The following is a 20,742-nucleotide window of genomic DNA, read 5'->3' on the forward strand; positions in this document are numbered from 1 at the left end:
CGGGGGGGTCTGCCAGTGCCGCAGGCCTCCCTAGAGGCAGCCGAGGTGAGCTTCCAGGCCGGAAACGTCCGGTAGGGCCTGGATGGCTTCGAGGGCCTCGTTCATCTGGTGCTGGCTCACTTCATGGGTGATCACAACGATCTCGGCGCCGGCGTCGCTGGCATTGAATTGAACGATCGACTGGATGGAGACGTTGCGTTGGCCGAAGCAACCGCCCACGTTGCCGATCACGCCGGGGGCGTCTTTTGTCTTGAAACGCACATAGTGGCGTTGGCGAATGTCACCCGAATTGACGAGGGCACAGGGCCGCCAGCTGCTTGCCGCCAGCAAGGGATCCACTTTCCCAGGGTCGTCGCTGGCCTGGCGGATTCCTGCGATGTTGAGAATGTCGGCCACCACGGCAGAGGCGGTGGGGCCGGCCCCTGCTCCGGGGCCGTAGAACATCACCCGGCCGATCGGGTCTCCTTCCACAAGGATGGCGTTGTTGACACCGTTCACACCCGCCAGGGGGTGGTCCTTGGGAACCAGCGTTGGCTGCACCCGCAGCGAGAGCGGCAGGGGATCGCCACCGTCCGCCATGCGCTCGGCCACCGCCAGCAGCTTCACGCCATAACCGAGTCGGTTGGCGTAATCCACATCCACGCCCTGGAGGCCACTGATGCCGTCGGTGGGAACTTCGGCGCGATCAACGCTGCCGCCAAAGGCCAGGGTGGCGAGGATTGCGATCTTGTCCGCCGCATCGAGGCCATCCACATCGGCTGCGGGATCGGCTTCGGCGTAGCCCAGCTCCTGGGCATCCTTGAGCACTGCGTCGTAGGCGGCCCCCTCCTCAGCCATGCGGGTGAGGATGTAGTTGGTGGTGCCGTTGATGATCCCGCTGACCCGGTTGATGCGGTTGCCGCCCAGGGACTGCTTCAGCGGTTCGATGATGGGAATACCGCCACCAACGGCGGCTTCGATCAGCACGTAGACCCCTGCTGCGGCTGCGGCTTCAGCGATTTCCTGACCGTGACGTGCAATCACGGCCTTGTTGGCGGTCACCACGGATTTGCCGGCTGCAATCGCCTGGAGAATCAGGCTGCGGGCCGGTTCCAGGCCACCGATCACCTCCACCACCACGTCCACGGCTGGGTCTTGGATCACTGCCGACGGATCGGTGGTGAGCAGGCTTTCGTCCAGAGCCACGGGGCGCGGACGGTTCAGATCACGGACGGCAACACGGATCAGCTCCAGTTCACCCACCATCGGGTGGCGTTCGCCTGGACTCTGGAGGATCGAAGCGACTCCACCGCCAACCGTGCCCAGCCCCAGCAGACCAACGCCGACCTTTGCTGCCATTCCCTGAGATCCGTGTTGGAACGATTTCGAGCGACTCTATGTAGTGACGTGATTTCGCTTGCGTTCTTCCTCTGATCAGGCTTCCAGCTGCCGGGCCTGCTCCTGCATGGCCAGAAGAATGTTGAGAAAGCCATTGGCGCGGGAGGGCGTCAAGCTGGCCTGCAGGCCTGTAGCTGCCATGAAGGCCGGGTCCACCGCCTGCACCTGGGCCGGCGTCAATCCATCCAGACCCTGGATCAACAACGCCAGCAGTCCCTTGGTGATCAGCGCATCGGAGTCTCCCTGCCAGCGCATCACCCCGTTATCGAGGGCACCCCGCACAAACACCTGTGACACACATCCCTTCACCTTGATGTCTTCGGTCTGCAGCTCGGCCGGCATGGGAGCGAGTTTCTTGGCCAGCCAGAGCACGTATTCGTAGCGGCGTTTTGGATCGGCGGTGCTACCCAAGCGCTCCACCATTCGGTCGAGGGCATCACTGCCGGTGCTGGTGGCCATGCGGGGCTCAGTCGTTTCGACGTCGCACGCTAACCAGCAGCCCCATCATCACCAGGCTGAAGGGGAACACGACCACCTCGTTCAGATCAACTTCGCCGTCTTGAACGGGGAGTTCGAGGTAGTCGCGGTGGCCTGGACCACCGTCCACCTGGAGATCAACGGTGCCGTTGTCCACGCTGCTGAGATCGAGGCTCAGGCGTCCCTCGGCATCGGTGTGGCCCAGTTCCAGCCCTGGAGTGCCATCGGCATTGAGCAAGCGAACAACGGCCCCTTGGGTGGGTTCACCGTTGGAAAAGCTGCTGCTCAGTTGCAGATCGCCATCGAGATAGTGCAGAGCGCTTTCGATCTGATGGGCCTTGGCGGGAGCCAGCACCGCGCTGTGCAGCACCGAGCTGAGCAAAAGTAATGGAGCCAGCACACGCAGCATGGAAGGGCGGTCAATCGAGTCCATGATGCGGCCCCTCAGGCGGGACGACCAGCACCCTGCTCCGTGATCCAGCCTGTAAATGGAACATCCCAGGGCTCCCGGGGCAACGGTTCGGCCACGAGGCAGGCTGAAGGCAGCACCACCCAGGCCGGCACGGCAGCCCAGGCGGGATCGGCTCTGAGACGGTCGTAGTAGCCACCGCCGTAGCCCAGGCGGATCCCAGTGCCGTCCACCGCCAGCGCCGGCACCAGCAGCAGCGCCAGCTGATCGGGCTTCAGAGCGTCTCCCGCGGCAGGCGCGGGAATGCCGCAGCCATCGGGCTGAAGCGGCTCCTCATCCCAGTTCCGGTAGATCAGAGCGCCGAGGCCATCGGCCACCGGCAAGGCCAACGGTGGATGGGGGCTACACCGCAGCGGCCGTAAATTCGCCTCCCCCGGCAGGGGCCAGTAGATCCCCACATGGCGGTTGCCGCAATCGGAGCGGTCGATCAGTGCCGCCACGGCGTCTTGGATGGATCGCGTGGCCGCCTCGTCCAGATGACGCTGGGTTTTGAAGTGACGGCGCAGGGTTGGCTTGGTGCTCATCGCTGTAACCAGGCCGTCAGCGCCACCGCCAGGGCATCGGCAGCATCATCCGGGCGGGGCGGTTTCTCCAGGTTCAACTCCCGCATCACCGCCTCCAGAACTTCGTCTTTTTCGGCATGGCCGAATCCCGCCACGGCGAGCTTGATCTGCATGGGAGGGAATTCCACCATCGGGATCTTGAAGCGGGCCAGGGTCATCACCACCACGCCCCGCGCTTGCACCACGTTGATGGTGTTGCTTGATCGGTAGAAGAAGAACTTCTCCACCGCTGCCAGTTCCGGTCGCCAGATCCGAATCAGCTGGCGCAGGTCTCCAGCGATCTCCACCATGCGGTCACCATCGGAGCTGCCGGAGTCGGTTTGGATGATGCCGCAGTCGAGCATGCGCTGGCATCCATCCTGGATGTCGATCACCCCATAGCCCACGCGGGCCAGGCCCGGGTCGATGCCGAGGATCCGCATGGGCTGATTGTGGGGGATCAGGCGGCGAGGGCCAGCTCGAAATCAGCGCGGTCGCTGCTCTCGCTGCGTTCAAACACCTTGCAGAACACTTTCACCACCCGGTCGCCTGAATCCACCTGCTCCAGGGGGTCCTTGCGCAGACGGTGCCGCAGGCAGCAGGAGGCCACACGCGCCACGTCGTCCTCGCTCACGTCCATGCGACCCTCGAAGGCGGCCAGGGCCCGGGCAGCACGGTTGGTGACGATGTCACCCCGCAGGCCATCCACATCAAGTTCGCCGCAGACGGCGGAGATGCGCAGACGCAGATCTTCGTCGATGCTCACCTGGTCTAGGCGTTGCTGGGCCTCCACCACCCGTTGTTGCAGTGCGTTCTGATTGCCTTCCACGGCGGTGCTGAAGCCGTCGGGATCGCTGTCGAAAGCGGTGCGCTGGTCCACCACCTGCACCCTCAGCTCGGGATCACGCACGGTGCGCACCTCCACGCTCATGCCGAAACGGTCGAGCAGCTGGGGGCGGAGTTCACCTTCCTCGGGGTTCCCGGAGCCGATCAAGACGAAACGGGCGGGGTGGCGCACGGAGACGCCTTCCCGTTCCACCGTGTTCCAGCCGGAAGCGGCGGAGTCGAGCAGCACGTCGACGAGGTGATCATCGAGCAGGTTCACCTCATCCACGTAGAGCAGCCCTCGGTTGGCTTTGGCCAGCAGACCCGGCTCAAAGGCGCGCACGCCTTCGCTCAGGGCTTTCTCGATGTCGATGGTGCCGCAGAGGCGGTCTTCGGTCGCGCCGAGGGGCAGGTCCACCATCGGCACCTGCCGCGGTTCGGTGCTCAGGGTCTCCCCCTGTTGCATGCGCTCGCGCACCTCACTGCTCTGAAGGTCAGGATCGCTGGCCGAGCTGTTGTAAGGATCGCCGGCGACAACGTCGATGTCCGGCAGCAGATCGGCCAGGGCACGGATCGTGGTGGATTTGCCGGTGCCGCGGTCCCCCATGATCATCACGCCGCCGATCCGCGGATCGATCACGTTGAGAAGCAGGGCCAGCTTCATCTCCTCTTGACCGATCACCGCAGTGAAGGGGAAGACCCTGCGCTTCCGGGGTGCAGTCACGAGCAATTCTCAAGGCGTGCTCAGGATTGTTTCACAGGCTGCACGGTGATGACCTGCGGTGGCGTTGCATCGGCGGGGTAAACCAGCCGAACGCGCACCTGCTTTTCTTCCCCGGGCTTGAGGGTCAGCTGTCCCAGGGCCGGCCCCTGCTGCCCCTGGCGCAGCACCAGATGCTGCGTCTGGCGTCCATTGGAAACACCCTCTGGATCTTCCAGACCCGTGGTCTGGATGGGGCCGCGGAACATCACCGGGCCGTTGAGGTCATCGCGGAAGCGCAGGAAGGACGTTGTGCTGTTGCCCTTGAGGGGCGAATCCAGCGACAGCTCCAGCGTCACCGGGGCTGAGCCGGTGTTCTTCAGCGGCAGGGTGAGGTCGTATTCCACCCCGTAGTTGCCATGGGCCGCCCAGGCGGTGCCGGGATAAAAGTTCTTCAGTTCGGCGGTCTGCACCTGATGGGTGGAGAGGCTGCCCCGCTCCAGGCTGCTGATCGGCCAGGAGATGGGGGCCTTGGGTGCGGCCAGCACCGGGCTGCCCGGATCGGTGATGCGTGCCCGCCAGCTGCTGCCGATCTGCACACCGCTCACCCGGGAGTAGATGATCTTGCCCTTGCTGCCCCGTGGGGTGGGTTGATGCTCCTTGCTGCTCATGCGCTGGTCCTTCAGCAACTGCAGCCAGTGCTGATCATCGGGAGCCTTGCCGTCCTTGCCATGGGCGGCCAGGGTGGCGATCGCCACCGGGCCGGAGCTCTGGAAGCGCAGTTGCAGGTTGCGGCCGTTCAGCAGCGGGTCGAGACCGGCCACGGGAATCGGCAACAGCACCACCTGCGTCGCTGCGCCTGGGGTCAGGCTCCATCGGCGGTTGGCCAGTTCCGGCGCACGGCGACCGGCCAACAGATCGCCGGCCACACGGCTGCCAGGTCCTGCCGCCACAACCTCGGTGGTTTCCTTCATCAGGCTCGGCAAGGGCAGGAAGGGGGCCTGGGTCTGGCCGGGTTCCGTCGCTTGGGAGAGTGACGTGCTGCCTGCGAGCAGATGCAGGGTCACGGGAGCGTCTCCGAGGGGAGCGGCCAGTACCGCCAGCCATAAGGTCGACGTTGGGCTGCCCTGCGGATCGCCGGCGTACACGTGGTGGCTGAACAGGTCAAAGCGGCCGTTCAAAACAACGGGAACTGATGCCTCATCTCCATCGGGGAAGGTGGAGATCAGGATGCCGTCATCCTTGATGAGCTCAGGGTTGTTGTCATTCACCATCAACACGGTGTCGAGAGCTCCCGGTAAAGCTCGAACGCTCTGTTGACGTTCAATCACTCCCGCAGCAACGGGCAAGGCCGAAACCGCGGTCATGGCTCCATAAGCCAGCCAAGCAGCAGACATCAAAGGGATGAGCTTCATGGCTTGGGCGGGGCAGGGTTGGGTTTCAGGTGCGGTGCCATGGCGGCGGCAAGCCGACGAATCAGTTCGGTGGATCTGGGGTCGTTGAAGGGGCCCTTCACCAGAAATCCCGCCACAGCGCGTCTGCCATCCGGCAGTTCGATCAGCCCTGCGTCGGCGTAGGCGATGCCGATGTCACCGGTTTTGTTGTAAATGCGGTACCCCTTGCGGGCCAGACTGTCGTCTGGTCTGCCCTGAGCTCCACCCAGTCCGCGCATCAAGCCCTTGGGGAGAAGCGTGTTGGTGACCGATGTCCCCATCACCTCGCGAAACAGATCCCGGCTTCGGGGGCCGAGCACCTCACCGCTATCCACCAAGGCAATGGCCCGGCTCAGATCCCGTGCACTCGTGGTGTTGGTTCCGTCGAGGTCCGGCAGCCAGTTGTTCACCACTGTGGAGGGAAGATCCAACGCCTCAAAGCGCGCATTGATCTCGTCCATCCCTCCGGCCCTGGCAATCATCAGATTGGTGGCGGTGTTGTCGCTCACCCGGATCATCTCCGTGGCGACTTCATAGGTGGGGAAGCGGCTGCCCAGGGGCCGAGAGGCCATCCAACCGGCGCCTCCACCCACCAGCTCCTCGGTGAGTGTTAGTGGTTCGTTCCATCGAAGCGTTCCTTGATCCAGCAGTTCCAGCACCGCGAGCAGGATCGGCGTCTTGATCGAACTGGCGGCGGGCATCGGGACCTCGGCCTGCATCGCTGCAAAGCGTCCGTCGTCGAGTATCAGCATGTAGGCGCTGGCGTCCAGATCGCTCTGTTCCTCGGCCAGCTCTACCCACCGCTGGGACAGGGCCTGGATTTCCTGCTTGGGGGCAAATCGTGCCTGCCCAAGGCCCTCCGCCTTGGCGGGCTTGGGCTTCTGCTCCTGCCTGGTGGTCTCCTCGATTGGGGGCTCCACGGCTTCACCGAGCAGCGAGGTGATCACCGCCTGATCAGCCAACCAGCTGGGAAGTGAAAACTTCTGCTGCTGAACCTGCGGTGCCAGCAGCCGCAGGCCTGTGCCTGTTAGCAGGCCGAGGCCCACACCCATCAACACAAGCCGCAGGATGAGTTGGAGCGGTTCTCTCCAACCGGCGGAGCGACGTGGCGAACGACTGCTGGACAACCTTTCAGCCGTGACTGTTCGGCAGAGATTAGGGGCGTTCGGCGCGGATGGCCCAGCGCAATTGGCGAACCATCCCCCGCAGCAGAGCCACTTCTTCGGCGCGCACCGTGGCGCGTTGCAGCAGATCTCGCACCTTGGCCATGCGCGCTGCGGCGGTGTGCTCCAACAGGAAACCGGCCTCGAGCAGCAGATCAGTGGCGTCGTCCAGACACGCTGAAAGGGCTGTGGCGGCTGCCGGGTCCGGGGATGGTGGATCGATGCTGCGGCTTCCTGTTGTCCCGTTGTTGAGACGGGCCAACTCATGCAGCACTACGGCCACGGCGTGGGAGAGATTCAGGGATGGATAGGCCTCTGCGCTCTGCAAACACAGAACCCGCTGGCAGAGCCTCAACTCACTGTTGCTGAGTCCGCGGTCTTCACGACCAAACACCAGAGCCACGGGGGACTGGGTGCCGGAGCTGGTGTCATCGCTGGCCAGCAGCCAACCCAGGGCCTGGTCTGGCGTTTGCAAGGGAATCTCTCCATGCTCGAGTCGACCGCAACTTCCCACGGTGCGCCGGCAATCGTTGATGGCCGTCAGCAGGTCGGGCACCACCGCGGCTGCCTTCAGCAGTGCTTTCCCGTGCACAGCCATCTGCAGCGCCTGTTCATTGAGATGGTCACAGCGGGGAGCCACGAGTCTCAGTTCGCTCACACCGAAATTGGCGCAGAGCCTGGCGACGCTTCCGATGTTCAGGGGGCCGGCCGGCTCCACCAGTACAACGACGGCATTCAAGGCAGTGGCTCAGCTGAGTGTGTGCAGGTAGGCCAGCAGGTCGGCCATCGATTGTGGTTCCATCTCAAAACTCGGCATGGGTGGTGTTTCGCCGCTGATGATCTGGTGAACCAGGGCAGGGTCCTTGTGGTGATTGCTGACGCCTTGCAGTCGAGGCCCGACCAAGCCTTGGCCGGCTAGGCCATGACAGCCGGCGCAATTGATCCGGAACAGCTGGCCGCCGTGGTCAACGGCCCCTTGCAGTTCAAGGCTGGCCTTGATGTAGGGATCTTGCTGGGCGCTCCCCAAAACCCAGAGCACCAGGACGACGCATGCCGTGGCAGCCGACACAACAAGGGCGGCGATCAGGCCGCGACCTCGATCGTTTGCATCAGCTGGAGCCGATTCGGCCGCAATTCGTGACGGCTGGACCACAGAGCTGGAGTTCCAATGAGAGAATTCTGCTTAATTCTGAATGTTGACGCGACGCCATGATCGAACCTCTGCTCTGCGGCATCGTTCTTGGTCTGATCCCTGTCACGTTGATGGGTCTGTTTGTGGCGGCTTGGAACCAATACCGCCGTGGTGGCAGCGCTCTGGGGGGCTGAGCAGCAGCACGCTGCTGATGCCGTAGCGCCGCTGATCCACAACCGTCCAATCTGAGCTTTGTACAGGGTTCAGATTGGAGCGGTGTTCACACACCACAAGCGAGTCCTGGTGCAGCCAATTCCCCTGGCCCAAGGCGATCAAGCAGGGCTCGTAGAGGTCTTGGTCGTAGGGGGGGTCGAAGTAGACGATATCGAAGGGCTCCTGGCTCCAACCTTTGCGCAGCCACCGGATCAGTTCCCGCCGTTCAGTGCGGATCTCGGGAACTGGTGAAAGACCTGAGGCCACAGCGCTGAGATTGGCGTGGCTGACCCGGATGCACTGTTGGTCTTGATCCACGGCAACCACGCAGCGTGCACCTCGCTGCAGTGCCTCACAGCCCATCACGCCGCTGCCGCTGCAAAGGTCGAGCCAGCTGCAGTCCTGCAAATGCGGAGCGAGGATGTTCATGACGGCCTCCCGCACTCTCGAGGTGGTGGGCCGAGCTGTGCGTCCCCCTGGGCTCAGCAGACGTCGCCCACCGCTGAGTCGCAGGTGCCCACCACTACTCATAGACAGGGCTCAGCCCCGTTGTGCAACCACGTCAGCCAACGTTTGAGCATCTGTTCTCCAGCATCGGACGACTTCTCCGGATGAAACTGGCAGGCACCGACTCGGCCCCGCCAGACGACAGCAGTGACCTCTTGATCGCCGAAAGGAGCCGAGGCCTTCAGGTCATTCGTATCGGTGGGAACTGCGGCGTAGCTGTGAACGAAATACACCCATTCCGAGGGTGCATCGCTGCTGAGCAGGGGGCAGGTGCCGTGGTGCTTCAACGGGGCCCAGCCCATGTGGGGGATGCGTTCGCCGCAGTCTTCAGGAAGGCGTTGCACGCGTCCGGCCAGAAGTCCGAGGCCCGAATCATGCCCTTCATCGCTCTGTTCGAACAGCAGCTGCAGGCCGAGACAGATGCCGAGCAAGGGGCGGTCGGCCTGCCCCCATCGCAGCAGGTGAGGCACCAGACCGGTGGCCTTGAGGTTGACCATGGCCGGGTCGAAAGCACCGACCCCGGGCAGGATCAGCGCATCAATGCCCTCAAGGTCCTTGGGCTTCTTCACCAAGGAGCAACCTTGACCGAGCCGGCCAAGGCATGTCTCCACAGAGTGGAGATTGCCCATGCCGTAATCGATTAACCCGAGGTTCAGACTCAACCGGTCGCTCCCTTCTGGAAACGGATGTCAGAGATACTTGGAAATGGTGCCCGACAGCGTTGCCTTAGGAACTGCACCCACCACGGTGTCGACCTTCTGACCACCCTTGAACACCATCAGGGTCGGAATGCTTCGGATGCCGTACTGGCTGGCGACGTTTGGGTTTTCGTCTGTATTGAGCTTGAACACCTTGATCTGGCCGTCAAATTCCTTGGCGATCTCTTCAACGATGGGAGCCACCATCCGGCAGGGGCCACACCAGGGAGCCCAGAAGTCCACCAGGACCGGCACGTCGCTCTGGAGCACGTCCTGCTCGAAGGAGGCATCGGTGACAGCAGCAGCGCTGGACATATGAGCAGGGAGATTTAGGGAGAATTTAGCAACCGTTTCAAGCGAAAACACAGCACTTCCCTGCCGAGAAGGGAACTGTGACAGTCGCTCTCCATCAAGAGTGAAAGCCCGAACGCGCCGGGCCGGGGGGTGTGAGGAGTGTGTGGGCCGAAACCCGCACACGCTTCAGCCTAGCCCCGCTCTACTTGCCCATTCCGAGGTGCTGGGCCTTTTGGTAGACCTTGCCTTCCGTCAGCAGGGAGGGAGCCACGACCACCTCCACCTGCTGCATCTGCTTGATCGTCTGAGCTCCCAAGGTGCCCATCGATGTTTTCAGGCAGCCCAGCAGGTTGTGGGTGCCGTCGTCCAATTTGGCCGGACCACGAAGGATGCGTTCGATGCTGCCGGTGTTGCCCACATTGATGCGGGTTCCGCGGGGCAGCACAGGGCTCGGTGTGGCCATGCCCCAGTGGAAGCCCCGGCCGGGGGCTTCCTCAGCACGGGCGATGGGGGAGCCGATCATCACGGCGTCGGCGCCGCAGGCGATGCACTTGCAGATGTCACCTCCGGTGACGATGCCTCCGTCGGCAACGATGGGTACGTAGCGACCACTCTCCTTTTCGTAGTCGGCCCTGGCGGCGGCGCAGTCGGCAACCGCTGTGGCCTGGGGAATGCCCACACCGAGAACACCGCGGGAGGTGCATGCGGCGCCTGGTCCGATGCCAACCATCACGCCCGCCGCACCAGCACGCATCAGTTGCAGGGCAACCTCATAGGTGACGCAGTTGCCGATCACCACCGGGACGCCCATGTCACGACAGAGGGCTTCCAAATCCAGCGTCTCCTGGCCTTCAGGACCGATGTGGTCCGTCGAGACCACGGTGGCTTGCACGAAGAACAGATCGGCTCCTGCTTCGGCGATGGCCTTGCCAAAACGCAGGGCAGCCACCGGAGTGCCGCTTACGGCAGCGATGCCTCCTTGGGCCTTGATGTCCTGGATGCGTTTACGGATCAGTGCTTCTTGAACCGGTTGGCTGTAGATCTCCTGCATCAAGGGGACGAATTCGTCCTTGCCGACGGCGGCAATGCGATCCAGAACCTGGTTGGGGTCGTCATAGCGGGTCTGCACGCCCTCCAGGTTCAGCACGCCCAGGGCACCCAGCTCAGACAGGCGAACGGCCATGCCCACATCGACCACGCCATCCATGGCGCTGGCGATGATGGGGATCTCGCGCTCGATGCCCCCCAGAGTCCAACGGGTATCCGTGACCTCGGGGTCAACTGTGCGACCCCCAGGCACCAGAGCGATTTCATCGATTCCGTAGGCCCGGCGAACGGTCTTGGAGCGTCCGAGCTGAATGTCCACCGAGCGACGTCAATAAAGTCAGATCAAGCTACCAATCGGGATGATCGCCTCAGCTGGATCGGCCCGTCACACGGCTCCAGGTCGAGCGCGTGCTCGCGATGAATTTGTCCCGATCGCTGTTGCGGATCAGGTTGCGCAGGGCGAAGTTCACCAACCAGATCACGCCGGCGAGCTCCAGCAGGCCCGGCACCAGGGGAAGGCTGTTGATGGTTCCGAGCACGCCGGAGTAGATCGTCGCCAAGAGGCTGAACACGATCAGGCCACCAACCACCTTCAGGGGCAGCTGGGCCTTGGTCCAAAGCTCAGCGAGATCGTTCTGCTCGAGCCAGTCCTTCACCTTTCCCACCAGTAGATCCCACTCGCCACCGTCCTGATCGGAGCTCTCCTGGGCGGGGATGGACACGGTGGAGGCGATCACAGGATCCGGTGTTAGAGCAGCTGCGGGCGCGGGAGTCGGGTCTTCAGTCGATGCCGGGGACGGCGCAGGTGTTGGAGCAGCTGCGGGCGCGGGAGTCGGGTCTTCAGTCGATGCCGGGGACGGCGCAGGTGTTGGAGCAGCTGCGGGCGCGGGAGTCGGGTCTTCAGTCGATGCCGGGGACGGCGCAGGTGTTGCAACCGGAGCCGTAGTGGATTCAGGGGTCGGCGTGGGGTCACTGCCTGGGGTGTCGGCTTCAGGGCGTGGCTCGTCGACAGGACCCATCACGTGAATGGAAAGCGGTTGGGACTTTATCCGGAGTTTTCAGATTCGATCCACTGTCCGAGATAGACTGTTAAAGGAAGTCTGATGCACGTATGACGGATTCTGTGGGGCCTGGCAGCGGCGGTCCCGGCGATTCCGACGATCGGATCATTCAGACGGATCTACGCAACGAGATGTCGCGCTCCTACTTGGAGTACGCGATGAGTGTGATCGTGGGTCGGGCGCTGCCCGATGCCCGCGACGGCCTCAAGCCGGTGCATCGCCGAATCCTGTACGCGATGTATGAGTTGGGCCTCACTAGCGACAGGCCTTACCGCAAGTGCGCCCGTGTCGTGGGCGAAGTGCTCGGCAAATATCACCCCCACGGCGACACCGCCGTGTACGACGCCCTGGTGCGCATGGCCCAGGACTTCTCCATGTCGATGCCCCTGATCGATGGGCACGGCAATTTCGGCTCGGTGGACAACGATCCACCGGCGGCCATGCGATACACCGAATCGCGATTGCGGGCGCTGACCACCGACAGCCTCCTGGAAGACATCGAGGCGGAGACGGTTGATTTTGCCGACAACTTCGATGGCTCCCAGCAGGAGCCAACCGTGCTTCCTGCTCGGATCCCGCAGCTGCTGCTGAATGGTTCAGCGGGCATCGCCGTGGGGATGGCGACCAATATTCCGCCCCACAACCTCAATGAGCTGATTGATGGCTTACTAGCGTTGATCGCGAACCCGGAGATCACCGATCAGGACTTGATCCGGCTGATCCCTGGTCCAGATTTCCCCACCGGTGGTCAGATCCTTGGGCGGGAAGGCATCCGCGAGACCTACCTGGGCGGCCGCGGCTCGGTGACGATGCGCGGAGTGGCCAATATCGAAACGCTCGAGGTGCCGGGACGCCCCGATCGCGATGCCGTGATCATCACGGAGTTGCCGTATCAGACCAACAAAGCGGCGCTGATTGAGCGCATCGCAGAGCTGGTTAACGACAAGAAGCTCGAGGGTATTTCCGACATCCGTGATGAAAGCGACCGCGATGGCATGCGGATTGTGGTGGAGCTGCGCCGCGACGCTTACCCGCAGGTGGTGCTGAACAACCTGTTCAAGCTCACCCCGCTGCAGAGCAACTTCAGCGCATACATGTTGGCGCTGGTGAACGGCGAACCGATCCTGCTCACCCTGCGCAAGATGCTCGAGGTGTTCCTCGACTTCCGGGTCGAGACGATTGAGCGCCGCACCCGGTATTTGCTTCGCAAGGCCGAAGAGCGCGACCACATCCTGCTGGGCCTGCTGCTGGCGCTCGATCAGCTGGATCCGATCATCGCCTTGATCCGGGCTGCTCCCGATACGGCTACGGCACGGCAACAGCTGCAGGAGCGCCATGGCCTCTCCGACATCCAGGCCGATGCCATCCTGCAGATGCAGCTGCGCCGTCTGACGGCTCTAGAGGCCGACAAGATCCGGCTCGAGCACGAGGATCTGGTCACCAAGATCGCTGACTACAAGGACATCCTTGGCCGGCGTGAGCGTGTGTTCGGAATCATCCAGGACGAGCTCGGTCAGCTGCAGGAGCGCTACCAGACGCCTCGTCGCACCGAAATCCTCGACCTCGGCGGCGGCCTGACCGACATCGACCTGATCGCCAATGAGCGTTCAGTGGTGCTGCTCACCGAGACCGGTTATCTCAAGCGGATGCCGGTGAGTGAATTTGAGGCCACCAGCCGCGGCACCCGCGGCAAGGCCGGCACCCGCAGCCAGGGTGAAGATGCGGTGAAGCTGTTCATCAGCTGCAACGACCACGACACCTTGGTGCTGTTCAGCGACCGCGGAGTGTCGTATGCCCTGCCGGCTTACCGCGTGCCCCAGTGCAGCCGTGCGGCCAAGGGAACGCCGGTGGTGCAGCTGCTGCCGATCCCTCGGGAAGAGGCGATCACCACATTGATTCCGGTGTCGGAGTTCAGCGACGACACCGACCTGGTGATGCTCACCCGAGGTGGCTTCATCAAGCGCACCCGCCTTTCGGCCTTCAGCAACATCCGCTCCAATGGCCTGATCGCCATCAATCTGGAGGACGGTGATGCCCTCACCTGGGTGCGCCTGGCGGTGCCTGGCGACAGCGTCTTGATCGGCTCCAAAGCCGGGATGACCATCCACTTCCGCCTCAGTGATGAGGAGTTGCGGCCCCTCGGCCGCACGGCCCGCGGCGTGCGTTCGATGAACCTGCGCGATGGTGATGCCCTGGTGAGCATGGATGTACTGCCCGTGGAACTCGCCGATCAGGTGGCCGCCAGCGCCGACGATGAAGAGGATGCCGCCAGTGAGGGGCCCTGGGTGCTCGTGGCGTCGGCCTCGGGTCTGGGCAAGCGGGTTCCGGTGACGCAATTCCGCTTGCAGAAACGGGCTGGAATGGGGTTGCGGGCGATGAAGTTCCGCACCGACGCCGATGAGCTGGTGGGGCTGAGTGTGCTTGGTGCCGGTGAGGAGTTGCTGCTGGTGAGCGAGAAGGGGGTGATCGTGCGCACCAGTGCCGATGCCATCCCCCAGCAATCCCGGGCCGCTACGGGTGTGCGTCTGCAGAAGCTCGACAAGGGCGACCGGCTGCTCAAGGTGGTGCTGGTGCCGCCAGAAGCCGAAGACGAAGCTGCTGCCGATCCCGAAGCGAGTGGGACCGAAACAGACGCGCAGGACAGCTGATCTTGGCCGAGCCGGTGGATGTGCTGGTGTTGGGGGGCGGTCCTGCTGCCCTCTGTGTCGCCTCGGAACTGAACCAACGGGGTGTGTCCGTTGCTGGCATCGCCTCGGATCCGGTCGACGCTCCATGGCCGAACACCTACGGCATCTGGGCCGATGAACTCAAAGCGGTGGGGCTTGAGCAGCTGCTGGAGCACCGCTGGAGCGACACCGTGAGTTTTTTCGGCGAAGGCGGCTCAACGGCTCAGGATCGGAGCCATGCCCACGGGATCGACTACGGCTTGTTTGATCGCGCTGTTCTCCAGCGCCATTGGCTGGAGCGGGCCGACGGCGTGGTTTGGCATCAAGACACTGCCGAACGGGTGGAGCTGAAGGGTTCAACCACCCTCGTCAGCTGCGCATCGGGAACGACCATGCAGGCGCGGTTGGTGATTGATGCCTCCGGTTCGCGTACGCACCACATTCGCCGCCCCGATCAGGGGCCTGTGGCGGGCCAGGCGGCCTACGGGGTGGTGGGGCGTTTCTCCAAGCCGCCGATTGAGCCGGACCGTTTTGTGTTGATGGACTACCGCTGCGATCATCTCAGCGAGACGCAGCGCCAGGAACCACCCACGTTCCTGTATGCGATGGATCTGGGCGATGGGGTGTTCTTCGTGGAGGAGACCTCCCTCGCTTTGGCGCCGGCGGTTCCCTACGACGTGCTCCAGCAACGGCTGCAACAGCGCCTTGATCAGCGCGGTGTGGAGATCACCGAGGTGATCCATGAGGAGTTCTGCCTCTTCCCGATGAACCTGCCGCTGCCGGATCGGCGTCAGCCGCTGTTGGCCTTTGGTGGTGCGGCGAGCATGGTGCATCCAGCCTCGGGCTACATGGTCGGTTCGTTGCTGCGGCGTGGCCCTGATCTGGCCCAGGCCTTGGCCGAAGCCATCACCAATCCAAGCCTTGGCTCAGCAGCCTTGGCCCAACGGGGTTGGCAAGCGCTTTGGCCATTGGAACTTGTGCTGCGCCATCAGCTCTATCAGTTCGGTTTGGGCCGGTTGATGGGGTTCAACGAAGCGCTATTGCGCACTCACTTCGCCACCTTCTTTGCGCTGCCGCGGGATGAGTGGTTCGGCTTCCTCACCAACACCCTTCCCTTGCCCCGGCTGATGAGCGTGATGCTGCGTTTGTTCGCCCTTGCTCCGTGGGAGTTGCGGCGGGGGTTGGTGTTGGGAGCGCCCCCGTCTCAGTCGCCGACCTGGACCCAGTCCAACGGCTGAATCAAAGGGAACAGACAGTCGTCCGTCTGCACCTCCTCGAGCCAGCCCTCCGGCAATTCGGTGGTGCCGTCGATCGCCTGCATCAGCTGCCAGAAGCGTGCCAGGTGACGTTGCACCCGTTCCCGGGCGAGTTCGGTCGTGGTGCCGGCCCGCAGGATGAAGCTCCAATCGGATGACTGGGCGAGCAACAGTTCTCGCGCCGCCTGCTGCAGCCACTGCATCGCCTGCTCGCTGCCCACCCCGCGGCTGCAGCGCCGCACCATCGCGGCACTGGCCTTTTCCCACTCAGGAATGATCCAGGCGTTGCTGTCGTTCAGCCAGTAGTCGTGATAGCCCCCCTGTCCCCAGCTGGAGGGGCAGGGATCACAGAGCTGCAGTTGGCCAACGCTGTTCAGCACATCTCGAAGCCGGGCGAAGGCCACGCCCTCATGAGGCGCCTGCTGGAACAGCTGGCTGAGAAAAGCCGGTCCTTCAAACCACCAGTGGCCAAACAGTTCGGCATCGAAGGGGGCCACCAGCAGCGGCGGCACCTCCATGGCACCGCCCAGCTGATCCAACTGACGGCGACGGCCCTGCAGGTAATCGGCTGCATGCTCTTTCACCCGTTCAGCAGCGACCCCCGGTTCGTAGGGACGTTTCAGGTCCAGCGGTGCGCTGTGGTCGGTGACCCGATGCAGCTTCAGCCCGAGCGGACGCGGTTGGTCGAGCCCAAGGGGCTTGAGCTCTTCGATGGGCAGATCCCAGCCCAGATCGCGATGGAATTCCCGGTAATGGGGATCTCCGGGATAGCCGTCCTTGGCCGACCACACCGGCAGGGTGGCTTCACTGTCACGCCCGAAGAAGGCCACCCCGTTGCGGCTGCAGATCGGCGAGTAGACCCCGTAGCGGGGCCTCGGCCGGCCGTGCAGCAGCCCATGGCCGTCCAGAACGGCGTAACGCAGCCCCGCATCGCGCATCCAGTGGTCCAGGCCTTCGTAATAGGCGCATTCCGGCAACCAGATCCCCAAGGGCCGTTCCCCCACGAGGCGTTGGTGTTCCCGCACCGCCGTGCGCAGTTGACCGCGCACCGCTTCCGGGTGATGGCGCAGCAGGGGCAGATAGCCGTGGGTGGCTCCGCAGGTGAGCAGGTCGACCACCCCCTGGCGCTGCAGGAGGGCGAAGCGCTGGATCAAAGCGCCGTCACAGTCCTGCCAGGCCCGCTGATGCCGTTCGATGGTCGCCGCCAGATGATCGGCACCCTCCCGCAGCTCGGGAGCTGCCTTCGGCAGCAGCGCCAGCCGTTCGTTCAGCCAGTGGGGAAAACGCTGCTTGAGGTCCTGATCGCTCAGCAGCGACAGCAGCGTCGGCGACAAGCCGATGGTGAGTTTGGGGTGTTGGTTGGGATCGGCGCTCGCGCCCTCCAGCGTTTCTAGAAGGGGGAGGTAGCACTCGATCAGAGCCTGAAAAAACCAGTCCTCCTCCAGAGAACCTGGTCTTGCCGATCGCACATAGGGCAGATGGGCATGCAACACCAGGGCGACAGCGCCTTTGGTCACGAACAAGCCCGAACGGTGGCTGAATTTAATCCGATTCCACCTTCAGGGCTGAACTAAGATGTGCTAACTCATAGTCATTCCGACTAAGATCACTGAGGGAGCCTTTTCCATGGCCAAGGACCCTGGTCGCGTCCTGATTTTTGACACCACCCTGCGGGATGGGGAGCAGTCGCCTGGGGCGAGCCTCAATCTGGAGGAGAAGCTGGCCATCGCTCAGCAGCTGGCGCGCCTGGGTGTGGATGTGATCGAGGCGGGATTCCCCTTCGCCAGCCCTGGTGATTTCGCCGCTGTGCAGCGGATCGCCCAGCAGGTGGGTGGTGAGAATGGTCCGACCATCTGCGGCCTTGCCCGTGCTTCGCGGGCCGACATCAAGGCCTGTGCCGACGCTGTCGCACCAGCGCCGCGTCGCCGCATTCACACCTTCATCGCCACCAGCGACATCCACCTCGAGCACAAGCTGCGCAAGAGCCGTGCTGATGTTCTCGGCATCGTTCCCGAGATGGTGAGCTACGCCCGCTCGCTGGTGGACGATGTTGAGTTCTCCTGTGAAGACGCTGGCCGCAGCGATCCGGAGTTCCTCTACGAGGTGATTGAGGCGGCGATTGCCGCTGGCGCCACCACGATCAACATTCCCGACACCGTTGGATACACCACCCCGTCGGAGTTCGGTGCATTGATCGCGGGCATCAATCAGCACGTGCCCAACATTGGCGATGCCGTGATCTCGGTGCACGGCCACAACGATCTCGGCCTGGCCGTGGCCAATTTCCTCGAGGCGGCCAAAAACGGCGCCCGTCAGCTCGAATGCACGATCAATGGCATCGGCGAACGGGCCGGCAATGCCTCCCTCGAGGAGTTGGTGATGGCGCTGCATGTGCGGCGGCGCTACTACAACCCCTTCTTCGGGCGGGAGGAGGACAGCCCCACGCCGCTCACCGCCGTGCGCACCGAAGAGATCACCAAGACCTCAAGACTGGTGTCCAACCTCACCGGCATGGTCGTGCAGCCCAACAAGGCCATCGTTGGTGCCAATGCCTTCGCCCATGAATCCGGTATCCACCAGGACGGCGTCCTCAAGAACAGGCTCACCTACGAAATCATCGACGCCCAGACGGTGGGCTTGTCCGACAACCGCATCTCCCTCGGCAAGCTGAGCGGCCGCAGTGCCGTTCGCGCCCGCCTTGAAGAGCTGGGCTACGACCTCACCCGTGAGGATCTCGATGAGGCCTTCGCCCGCTTCAAGGAACTCGCTGATCGCAAGCGCGAGATCACCGACCGTGATCTGGAGGCGATCGTCAGCGAACAGGTGCAGCAGCCGGAAGCTCGCTTTCAGCTCAAGCTGGTGCAGGTCAGCTGCGGCAGCAGCCTGCGCCCCACCGCCACCGTCACGCTCCTGGATGAAGAGGGCAGTGAGACCACAGGCTCGGCGGTTGGCACCGGTCCGGTGGATGCCGTCTGCCGTGCCTTGAATGAACTGGCGGGTGTGCCCAATGAGTTGATCGAGTTCTCGGTCAAGTCGGTCACCGAGGGCATCGATGCCATGGGTGATGTGACCATTCGCCTGCGCCGCAACGGTGCGCTCTATTCCGGCCACGCTGCCGACACCGATGTCGTGGTGGCGGCGGCGATGGCCTTCGTCAATGCCCTCAATCGCCTGGTGGCCGGTGAGGAGCGTCAGTCGTTGCATCCGCAGAAGGATCCTGTTGTCCTGGAGGCCCGACCAACGCTCTAGAGCCGACGCCATGCGCACGTCCATTGCCCGGGCTGTTCAGCTTGTGCTGCTGATTCTTCTGGCGTTGCTGGTGCTCACCCCGCTGCTCTGGCTGGTGAGCACGTCGCTCAAGGGCCCGGCTGAAGACATCTTCAGCAGTCCTCCGGCGTTGTTGCCTGCAGACCCCAGCTTGGATGCCTACATCCGTCTCTTTCAAGACAATCCCCTCACCACCTATCTGTTCAACAGCACCGTTGTGAGTGGCTTGGCGGTGCTGGCCAACCTGCTGTTCTGCTCCCTAGCCGCCTATCCACTGGCCAGACTTCGCTTCCCTGGCCGAGGCCTGGTGCTGGGCCTTGTGGTTGCCACGATTCTGATTCCTTTTCAGGTGGTGATGATTCCGCTGTACCTGCTGATGGTGCAGTTGGGCTTGCGCAACACCTTGCTGGCCTTGGTGATCCCCCAGGCGGCCACCGCCTTTGGTCTCTATTTGCTGCGCCAAAGTTTTCTTGGTGTTCCCAAGGAGCTGGAGGAGGCGGCACGGATCGATGGCTGCAGTCGTCTGGGGGAGTGGTGGAACGTGATGATCCCCGCCGCTAAAGCCGATCTGATCACCCTGGCGATGTTCGTGTTCATCGGCACCTGGAGTGATTTCCTCTGGCCGCTGGTGATCCTTGACGACCCAGCGCTCTACACGCTCCCCCTCGGTCTGCAGCAGCTGTCCAGCAGCTTTTCGCTGGATTGGCGGATCGTTGCCGCCGGATCGGTGGTCTCAATCCTGCCGGTGTTGCTCTTGTTCGTGCTGTTGCAGCGCTTCATCCTGCCCAATGCCAGCGGCGATGCTGTGAAGGGATGAGGGGGGCGACGAACGCATGGCTGCAATGGCATCGATGCGTTCCTGCATCAAACCCATCTGTTGGCTCAGCAGATCGCTGTGGGCGTTGTTCGGGGTGCGTTTCTCGAGCTGATCAATCCGGTCCTGCAGGGCGTGGATGCGCTGGTTGTGTTGATTCAACCCCTTCACCAAGGTGACCACAAGAACGCTCACCAGCGCGAGGCTGCCGCAGCTGATCAGTTTCAACAGCATGCAACCTCCCCATACAGGCCGATGCTGACTTGAATGGGAGCCATCAACAAGAGGTGCTGGGATGTCTCTCGAGGATCTGGATCGGTTTTTAACGCTTCGGGACAGTGATCCTGATCTGGCCAAGGCCCTCGCGCAGCCCATGGATCTTGAGCGGTTTCTCGCTCTCGCGGCCGATCACGGTTATGGGTTGAGCGAGGCGGATGTTGTTGCAGCCCAACAGCGTGAACACCACGCAAGAACGGCAGCTCAGCTTCAGCAGGATCAGGCTGTGGAATCACGGCGCCTCCGCAATTTCATCCACGGCTGATCCTCACCACGTCATTTCTTCAGATCCAGCTTCACCACGTCCGGTGTTTCCCCATGCACCTCGCCGATCCAGCGCGCATGGGTGACGGCACCCTCGTGGGTGTGAAAGATCCAGGCGTTGTCGGGGGACTGTTGCTGTTCAATCTGTTGATCCACGTCCCTGACGCCGAGATAGCCGCCGGCTGAACAGGACCGCAGCACGTAGCGTTCGGCGTACTTGGTGAGCATTGGCTGAGAGGGCTCTATCTGCTGGCTAGCGGT

At 63.2% G+C, this 20,742-nt stretch carries 24 protein-coding genes and 1 pseudogene; 7 read left to right on the forward strand and 18 right to left on the reverse strand.

The genetic code is table 11. The annotated features are described in order from the left end of the window. Positions 1-30: 30 nt before the first annotated feature. From KR52_RS06155 to KR52_RS06200, 10 genes are all read right to left on the reverse strand, one after another. A complete protein-coding gene (locus KR52_RS06155) occupies positions 31-1,338 on the reverse strand; it encodes a homoserine dehydrogenase (protein WP_038553742.1) in 1,308 nt (435 codons plus the stop codon). Between the two features lie 75 nt (positions 1,339-1,413). Beyond that, positions 1,414-1,836: a SufE family protein gene (locus tag KR52_RS06160; RefSeq protein ID WP_038553744.1), complete on the reverse strand. Its 423-nt coding sequence runs from the start codon at positions 1,834-1,836 to the stop codon at positions 1,414-1,416. Between the two features lie 7 nt (positions 1,837-1,843). Next, positions 1,844-2,287 carry a hypothetical protein gene (locus tag KR52_RS06165; RefSeq protein WP_084221952.1) on the reverse strand — a complete coding sequence of 148 codons (444 nt, stop codon included), beginning with the start codon at positions 2,285-2,287 and terminating at the stop codon, positions 1,844-1,846. Between the two features lie 11 nt (positions 2,288-2,298). Further along, on the reverse strand, positions 2,299-2,847 hold the full coding sequence (locus KR52_RS06170; RefSeq protein WP_038553746.1) for a 5-formyltetrahydrofolate cyclo-ligase: 549 nt from the start codon (positions 2,845-2,847) through the stop codon (positions 2,299-2,301). Continuing rightward, entirely contained in the window at positions 2,844-3,308 is a 465-nt protein-coding gene (gene ruvC / locus KR52_RS06175; RefSeq protein WP_038553748.1) for a crossover junction endodeoxyribonuclease RuvC, read from the reverse strand. The genes KR52_RS06170 and ruvC overlap by 4 nt, the downstream gene beginning before the upstream one ends. Before the next feature lie 17 nt (positions 3,309-3,325). Then, complete coding sequence (gene bchI / locus KR52_RS06180) at positions 3,326-4,414, reverse strand: magnesium chelatase ATPase subunit I (protein ID WP_038556950.1); 1,089 nt, start codon at positions 4,412-4,414, stop codon at positions 3,326-3,328. Positions 4,415-4,434: 20 nt separating this feature from the next. Continuing rightward, on the reverse strand, positions 4,435-5,805 hold the full coding sequence (locus KR52_RS06185; protein WP_038553750.1) for a DUF3370 domain-containing protein: 1,371 nt from the start codon (positions 5,803-5,805) through the stop codon (positions 4,435-4,437). Beyond that, positions 5,802-6,950 (reverse strand): serine hydrolase, encoded by a 1,149-nt coding sequence (locus KR52_RS06190; RefSeq protein ID WP_038553752.1) that lies wholly within the window; start codon positions 6,948-6,950, stop codon positions 5,802-5,804. The genes KR52_RS06185 and KR52_RS06190 overlap by 4 nt, the downstream gene beginning before the upstream one ends. A 28-nt stretch (positions 6,951-6,978) precedes the next feature. Further along, positions 6,979-7,725 (reverse strand): RNA methyltransferase, encoded by a 747-nt coding sequence (locus tag KR52_RS06195; protein ID WP_038553754.1) that lies wholly within the window; start codon positions 7,723-7,725, stop codon positions 6,979-6,981. A 9-nt stretch (positions 7,726-7,734) separates the two neighbouring features. Next, positions 7,735-8,139: a cytochrome c gene (locus tag KR52_RS06200; RefSeq protein WP_038553756.1), complete on the reverse strand. Its 405-nt coding sequence runs from the start codon at positions 8,137-8,139 to the stop codon at positions 7,735-7,737. A 56-nt stretch (positions 8,140-8,195) separates the two neighbouring features. Between KR52_RS06200 and petG the strand changes: the two genes are divergently transcribed. Continuing rightward, positions 8,196-8,312, forward strand: coding sequence for a cytochrome b6-f complex subunit V (petG, locus tag KR52_RS15080; RefSeq protein WP_071823076.1), 117 nt, complete (start codon positions 8,196-8,198; stop codon positions 8,310-8,312). Positions 8,313-8,325: 13 nt separating this feature from the next. Here petG and rsmD read toward each other — a convergent pair. From rsmD to KR52_RS15085, 5 genes and pseudogenes are all read right to left on the reverse strand, one after another. Next, positions 8,326-8,862: pseudogene (gene rsmD, locus KR52_RS06205) on the reverse strand (16S rRNA (guanine(966)-N(2))-methyltransferase RsmD); the annotation flags it as partial. Continuing rightward, positions 8,859-9,500, reverse strand: coding sequence for an imidazole glycerol phosphate synthase subunit HisH (gene hisH, locus KR52_RS06210; RefSeq protein ID WP_038553760.1), 642 nt, complete (start codon positions 9,498-9,500; stop codon positions 8,859-8,861). The pseudogene rsmD and the gene hisH, both read right to left, overlap by 4 nt. 27 nt (positions 9,501-9,527) lie before the next feature. Continuing rightward, positions 9,528-9,851 (reverse strand): thioredoxin, encoded by a 324-nt coding sequence (trxA, locus tag KR52_RS06215; RefSeq protein WP_006851354.1) that lies wholly within the window; start codon positions 9,849-9,851, stop codon positions 9,528-9,530. 181 nt (positions 9,852-10,032) lie between these two features. Next, the gene (locus tag KR52_RS06220; protein ID WP_038553762.1) at positions 10,033-11,196 is read right to left on the reverse strand and encodes a GuaB3 family IMP dehydrogenase-related protein; all 1,164 of its coding nucleotides are present in this window, start codon (positions 11,194-11,196) and stop codon (positions 10,033-10,035) included. A 49-nt stretch (positions 11,197-11,245) separates the two neighbouring features. Continuing rightward, entirely contained in the window at positions 11,246-11,614 is a 369-nt protein-coding gene (locus KR52_RS15085; RefSeq protein ID WP_253912463.1) for a CAAD domain-containing protein, read from the reverse strand. An 8-nt stretch (positions 11,615-11,622) separates the two neighbouring features. On the opposite strand from KR52_RS15085, the gene KR52_RS15090 reads away from it, so the two are divergent. From KR52_RS15090 to crtL, 3 genes are all read left to right on the forward strand, one after another. Continuing rightward, a complete protein-coding gene (locus KR52_RS15090) occupies positions 11,623-11,823 on the forward strand; it encodes a hypothetical protein (protein WP_253912464.1) in 201 nt (66 codons plus the stop codon). Between the two features lie 165 nt (positions 11,824-11,988). Further along, the gene (gene gyrA / locus KR52_RS06230; protein WP_038553766.1) at positions 11,989-14,586 is read left to right on the forward strand and encodes a DNA gyrase subunit A; all 2,598 of its coding nucleotides are present in this window, start codon (positions 11,989-11,991) and stop codon (positions 14,584-14,586) included. Positions 14,587-14,588: 2 nt separating this feature from the next. Continuing rightward, on the forward strand, positions 14,589-15,842 hold the full coding sequence (crtL, locus tag KR52_RS06235) for a lycopene beta cyclase (protein WP_038553769.1): 1,254 nt from the start codon (positions 14,589-14,591) through the stop codon (positions 15,840-15,842). On the opposite strand, the gene KR52_RS06240 is transcribed toward crtL, so the two are convergent. Then, a complete protein-coding gene (locus KR52_RS06240) occupies positions 15,809-17,377 on the reverse strand; it encodes a glycoside hydrolase family 57 protein (RefSeq protein ID WP_038556952.1) in 1,569 nt (522 codons plus the stop codon). The genes crtL and KR52_RS06240 overlap by 34 nt on opposite strands. Positions 17,378-17,486: 109 nt before the next feature. Between KR52_RS06240 and KR52_RS06245 the strand changes: the two genes are divergently transcribed. Together KR52_RS06245 and KR52_RS06250 are read left to right on the forward strand one after the other, a co-directional pair. Next, positions 17,487-19,109, forward strand: coding sequence for a 2-isopropylmalate synthase (locus KR52_RS06245; RefSeq protein ID WP_038553772.1), 1,623 nt, complete (start codon positions 17,487-17,489; stop codon positions 19,107-19,109). Between the two features lie 10 nt (positions 19,110-19,119). After that, complete coding sequence (locus KR52_RS06250) at positions 19,120-19,944, forward strand: carbohydrate ABC transporter permease (protein WP_038553774.1); 825 nt, start codon at positions 19,120-19,122, stop codon at positions 19,942-19,944. On the opposite strand, the gene KR52_RS14190 is transcribed toward KR52_RS06250, so the two are convergent. Beyond that, positions 19,861-20,175 (reverse strand): hypothetical protein, encoded by a 315-nt coding sequence (locus KR52_RS14190; RefSeq protein ID WP_156957619.1) that lies wholly within the window; start codon positions 20,173-20,175, stop codon positions 19,861-19,863. The genes KR52_RS06250 and KR52_RS14190 overlap by 84 nt on opposite strands. Before the next feature lie 61 nt (positions 20,176-20,236). On the opposite strand from KR52_RS14190, the gene KR52_RS06260 reads away from it, so the two are divergent. Next, the gene (locus KR52_RS06260) at positions 20,237-20,482 is read left to right on the forward strand and encodes a Nif11-like leader peptide family natural product precursor (RefSeq protein ID WP_038553778.1); all 246 of its coding nucleotides are present in this window, start codon (positions 20,237-20,239) and stop codon (positions 20,480-20,482) included. Between the two features lie 11 nt (positions 20,483-20,493). On the opposite strand, the gene KR52_RS06265 is transcribed toward KR52_RS06260, so the two are convergent. After that, positions 20,494-20,709, reverse strand: a complete 216-nt coding sequence (locus KR52_RS06265) for a hypothetical protein (protein ID WP_038553779.1) — start codon at positions 20,707-20,709, stop codon at positions 20,494-20,496. Between the last annotated feature and the right edge of the window lie 33 nt (positions 20,710-20,742).

The organism is Synechococcus sp. KORDI-52 (assembly GCF_000737595.1).
GTDB lineage: Bacteria > Cyanobacteriota > Cyanobacteriia > PCC-6307 > Cyanobiaceae > Parasynechococcus.

Excerpts from the sequence above, each read along its gene's own strand:
- KR52_RS06155 (WP_038553742.1), bottom strand. The coding sequence starts at position 1,338 with ATGGCAGCAAAGGTCGGCGTTGGTCTGCTGGGGCTGGGCACGGTTGGC.
- KR52_RS06160 (WP_038553744.1), bottom strand. The coding sequence starts at position 1,836 with ATGGCCACCAGCACCGGCAGTGATGCCCTCGACCGAATGGTGGAGCGC.
- KR52_RS06165 (WP_084221952.1), bottom strand. The coding sequence starts at position 2,287 with ATGGACTCGATTGACCGCCCTTCCATGCTGCGTGTGCTGGCTCCATTA.
- KR52_RS06170 (WP_038553746.1), bottom strand. The coding sequence starts at position 2,847 with ATGAGCACCAAGCCAACCCTGCGCCGTCACTTCAAAACCCAGCGTCAT.
- ruvC (WP_038553748.1), bottom strand. The coding sequence starts at position 3,308 with ATGCGGATCCTCGGCATCGACCCGGGCCTGGCCCGCGTGGGCTATGGG.
- KR52_RS06185 (WP_038553750.1), bottom strand. The coding sequence starts at position 5,805 with ATGAAGCTCATCCCTTTGATGTCTGCTGCTTGGCTGGCTTATGGAGCC.
- petG (WP_071823076.1), top strand. The coding sequence starts at position 8,196 with ATGATCGAACCTCTGCTCTGCGGCATCGTTCTTGGTCTGATCCCTGTC.
- trxA (WP_006851354.1), bottom strand. The coding sequence starts at position 9,851 with ATGTCCAGCGCTGCTGCTGTCACCGATGCCTCCTTCGAGCAGGACGTG.
- gyrA (WP_038553766.1), top strand. The coding sequence starts at position 11,989 with ATGACGGATTCTGTGGGGCCTGGCAGCGGCGGTCCCGGCGATTCCGAC.
- KR52_RS06245 (WP_038553772.1), top strand. The coding sequence starts at position 17,487 with ATGGCCAAGGACCCTGGTCGCGTCCTGATTTTTGACACCACCCTGCGG.
- KR52_RS06250 (WP_038553774.1), top strand. The coding sequence starts at position 19,120 with ATGCGCACGTCCATTGCCCGGGCTGTTCAGCTTGTGCTGCTGATTCTT.
- KR52_RS14190 (WP_156957619.1), bottom strand. The coding sequence starts at position 20,175 with ATGCTGTTGAAACTGATCAGCTGCGGCAGCCTCGCGCTGGTGAGCGTT.
- KR52_RS06260 (WP_038553778.1), top strand. The coding sequence starts at position 20,237 with ATGTCTCTCGAGGATCTGGATCGGTTTTTAACGCTTCGGGACAGTGAT.
- KR52_RS06265 (WP_038553779.1), bottom strand. The coding sequence starts at position 20,709 with ATGCTCACCAAGTACGCCGAACGCTACGTGCTGCGGTCCTGTTCAGCC.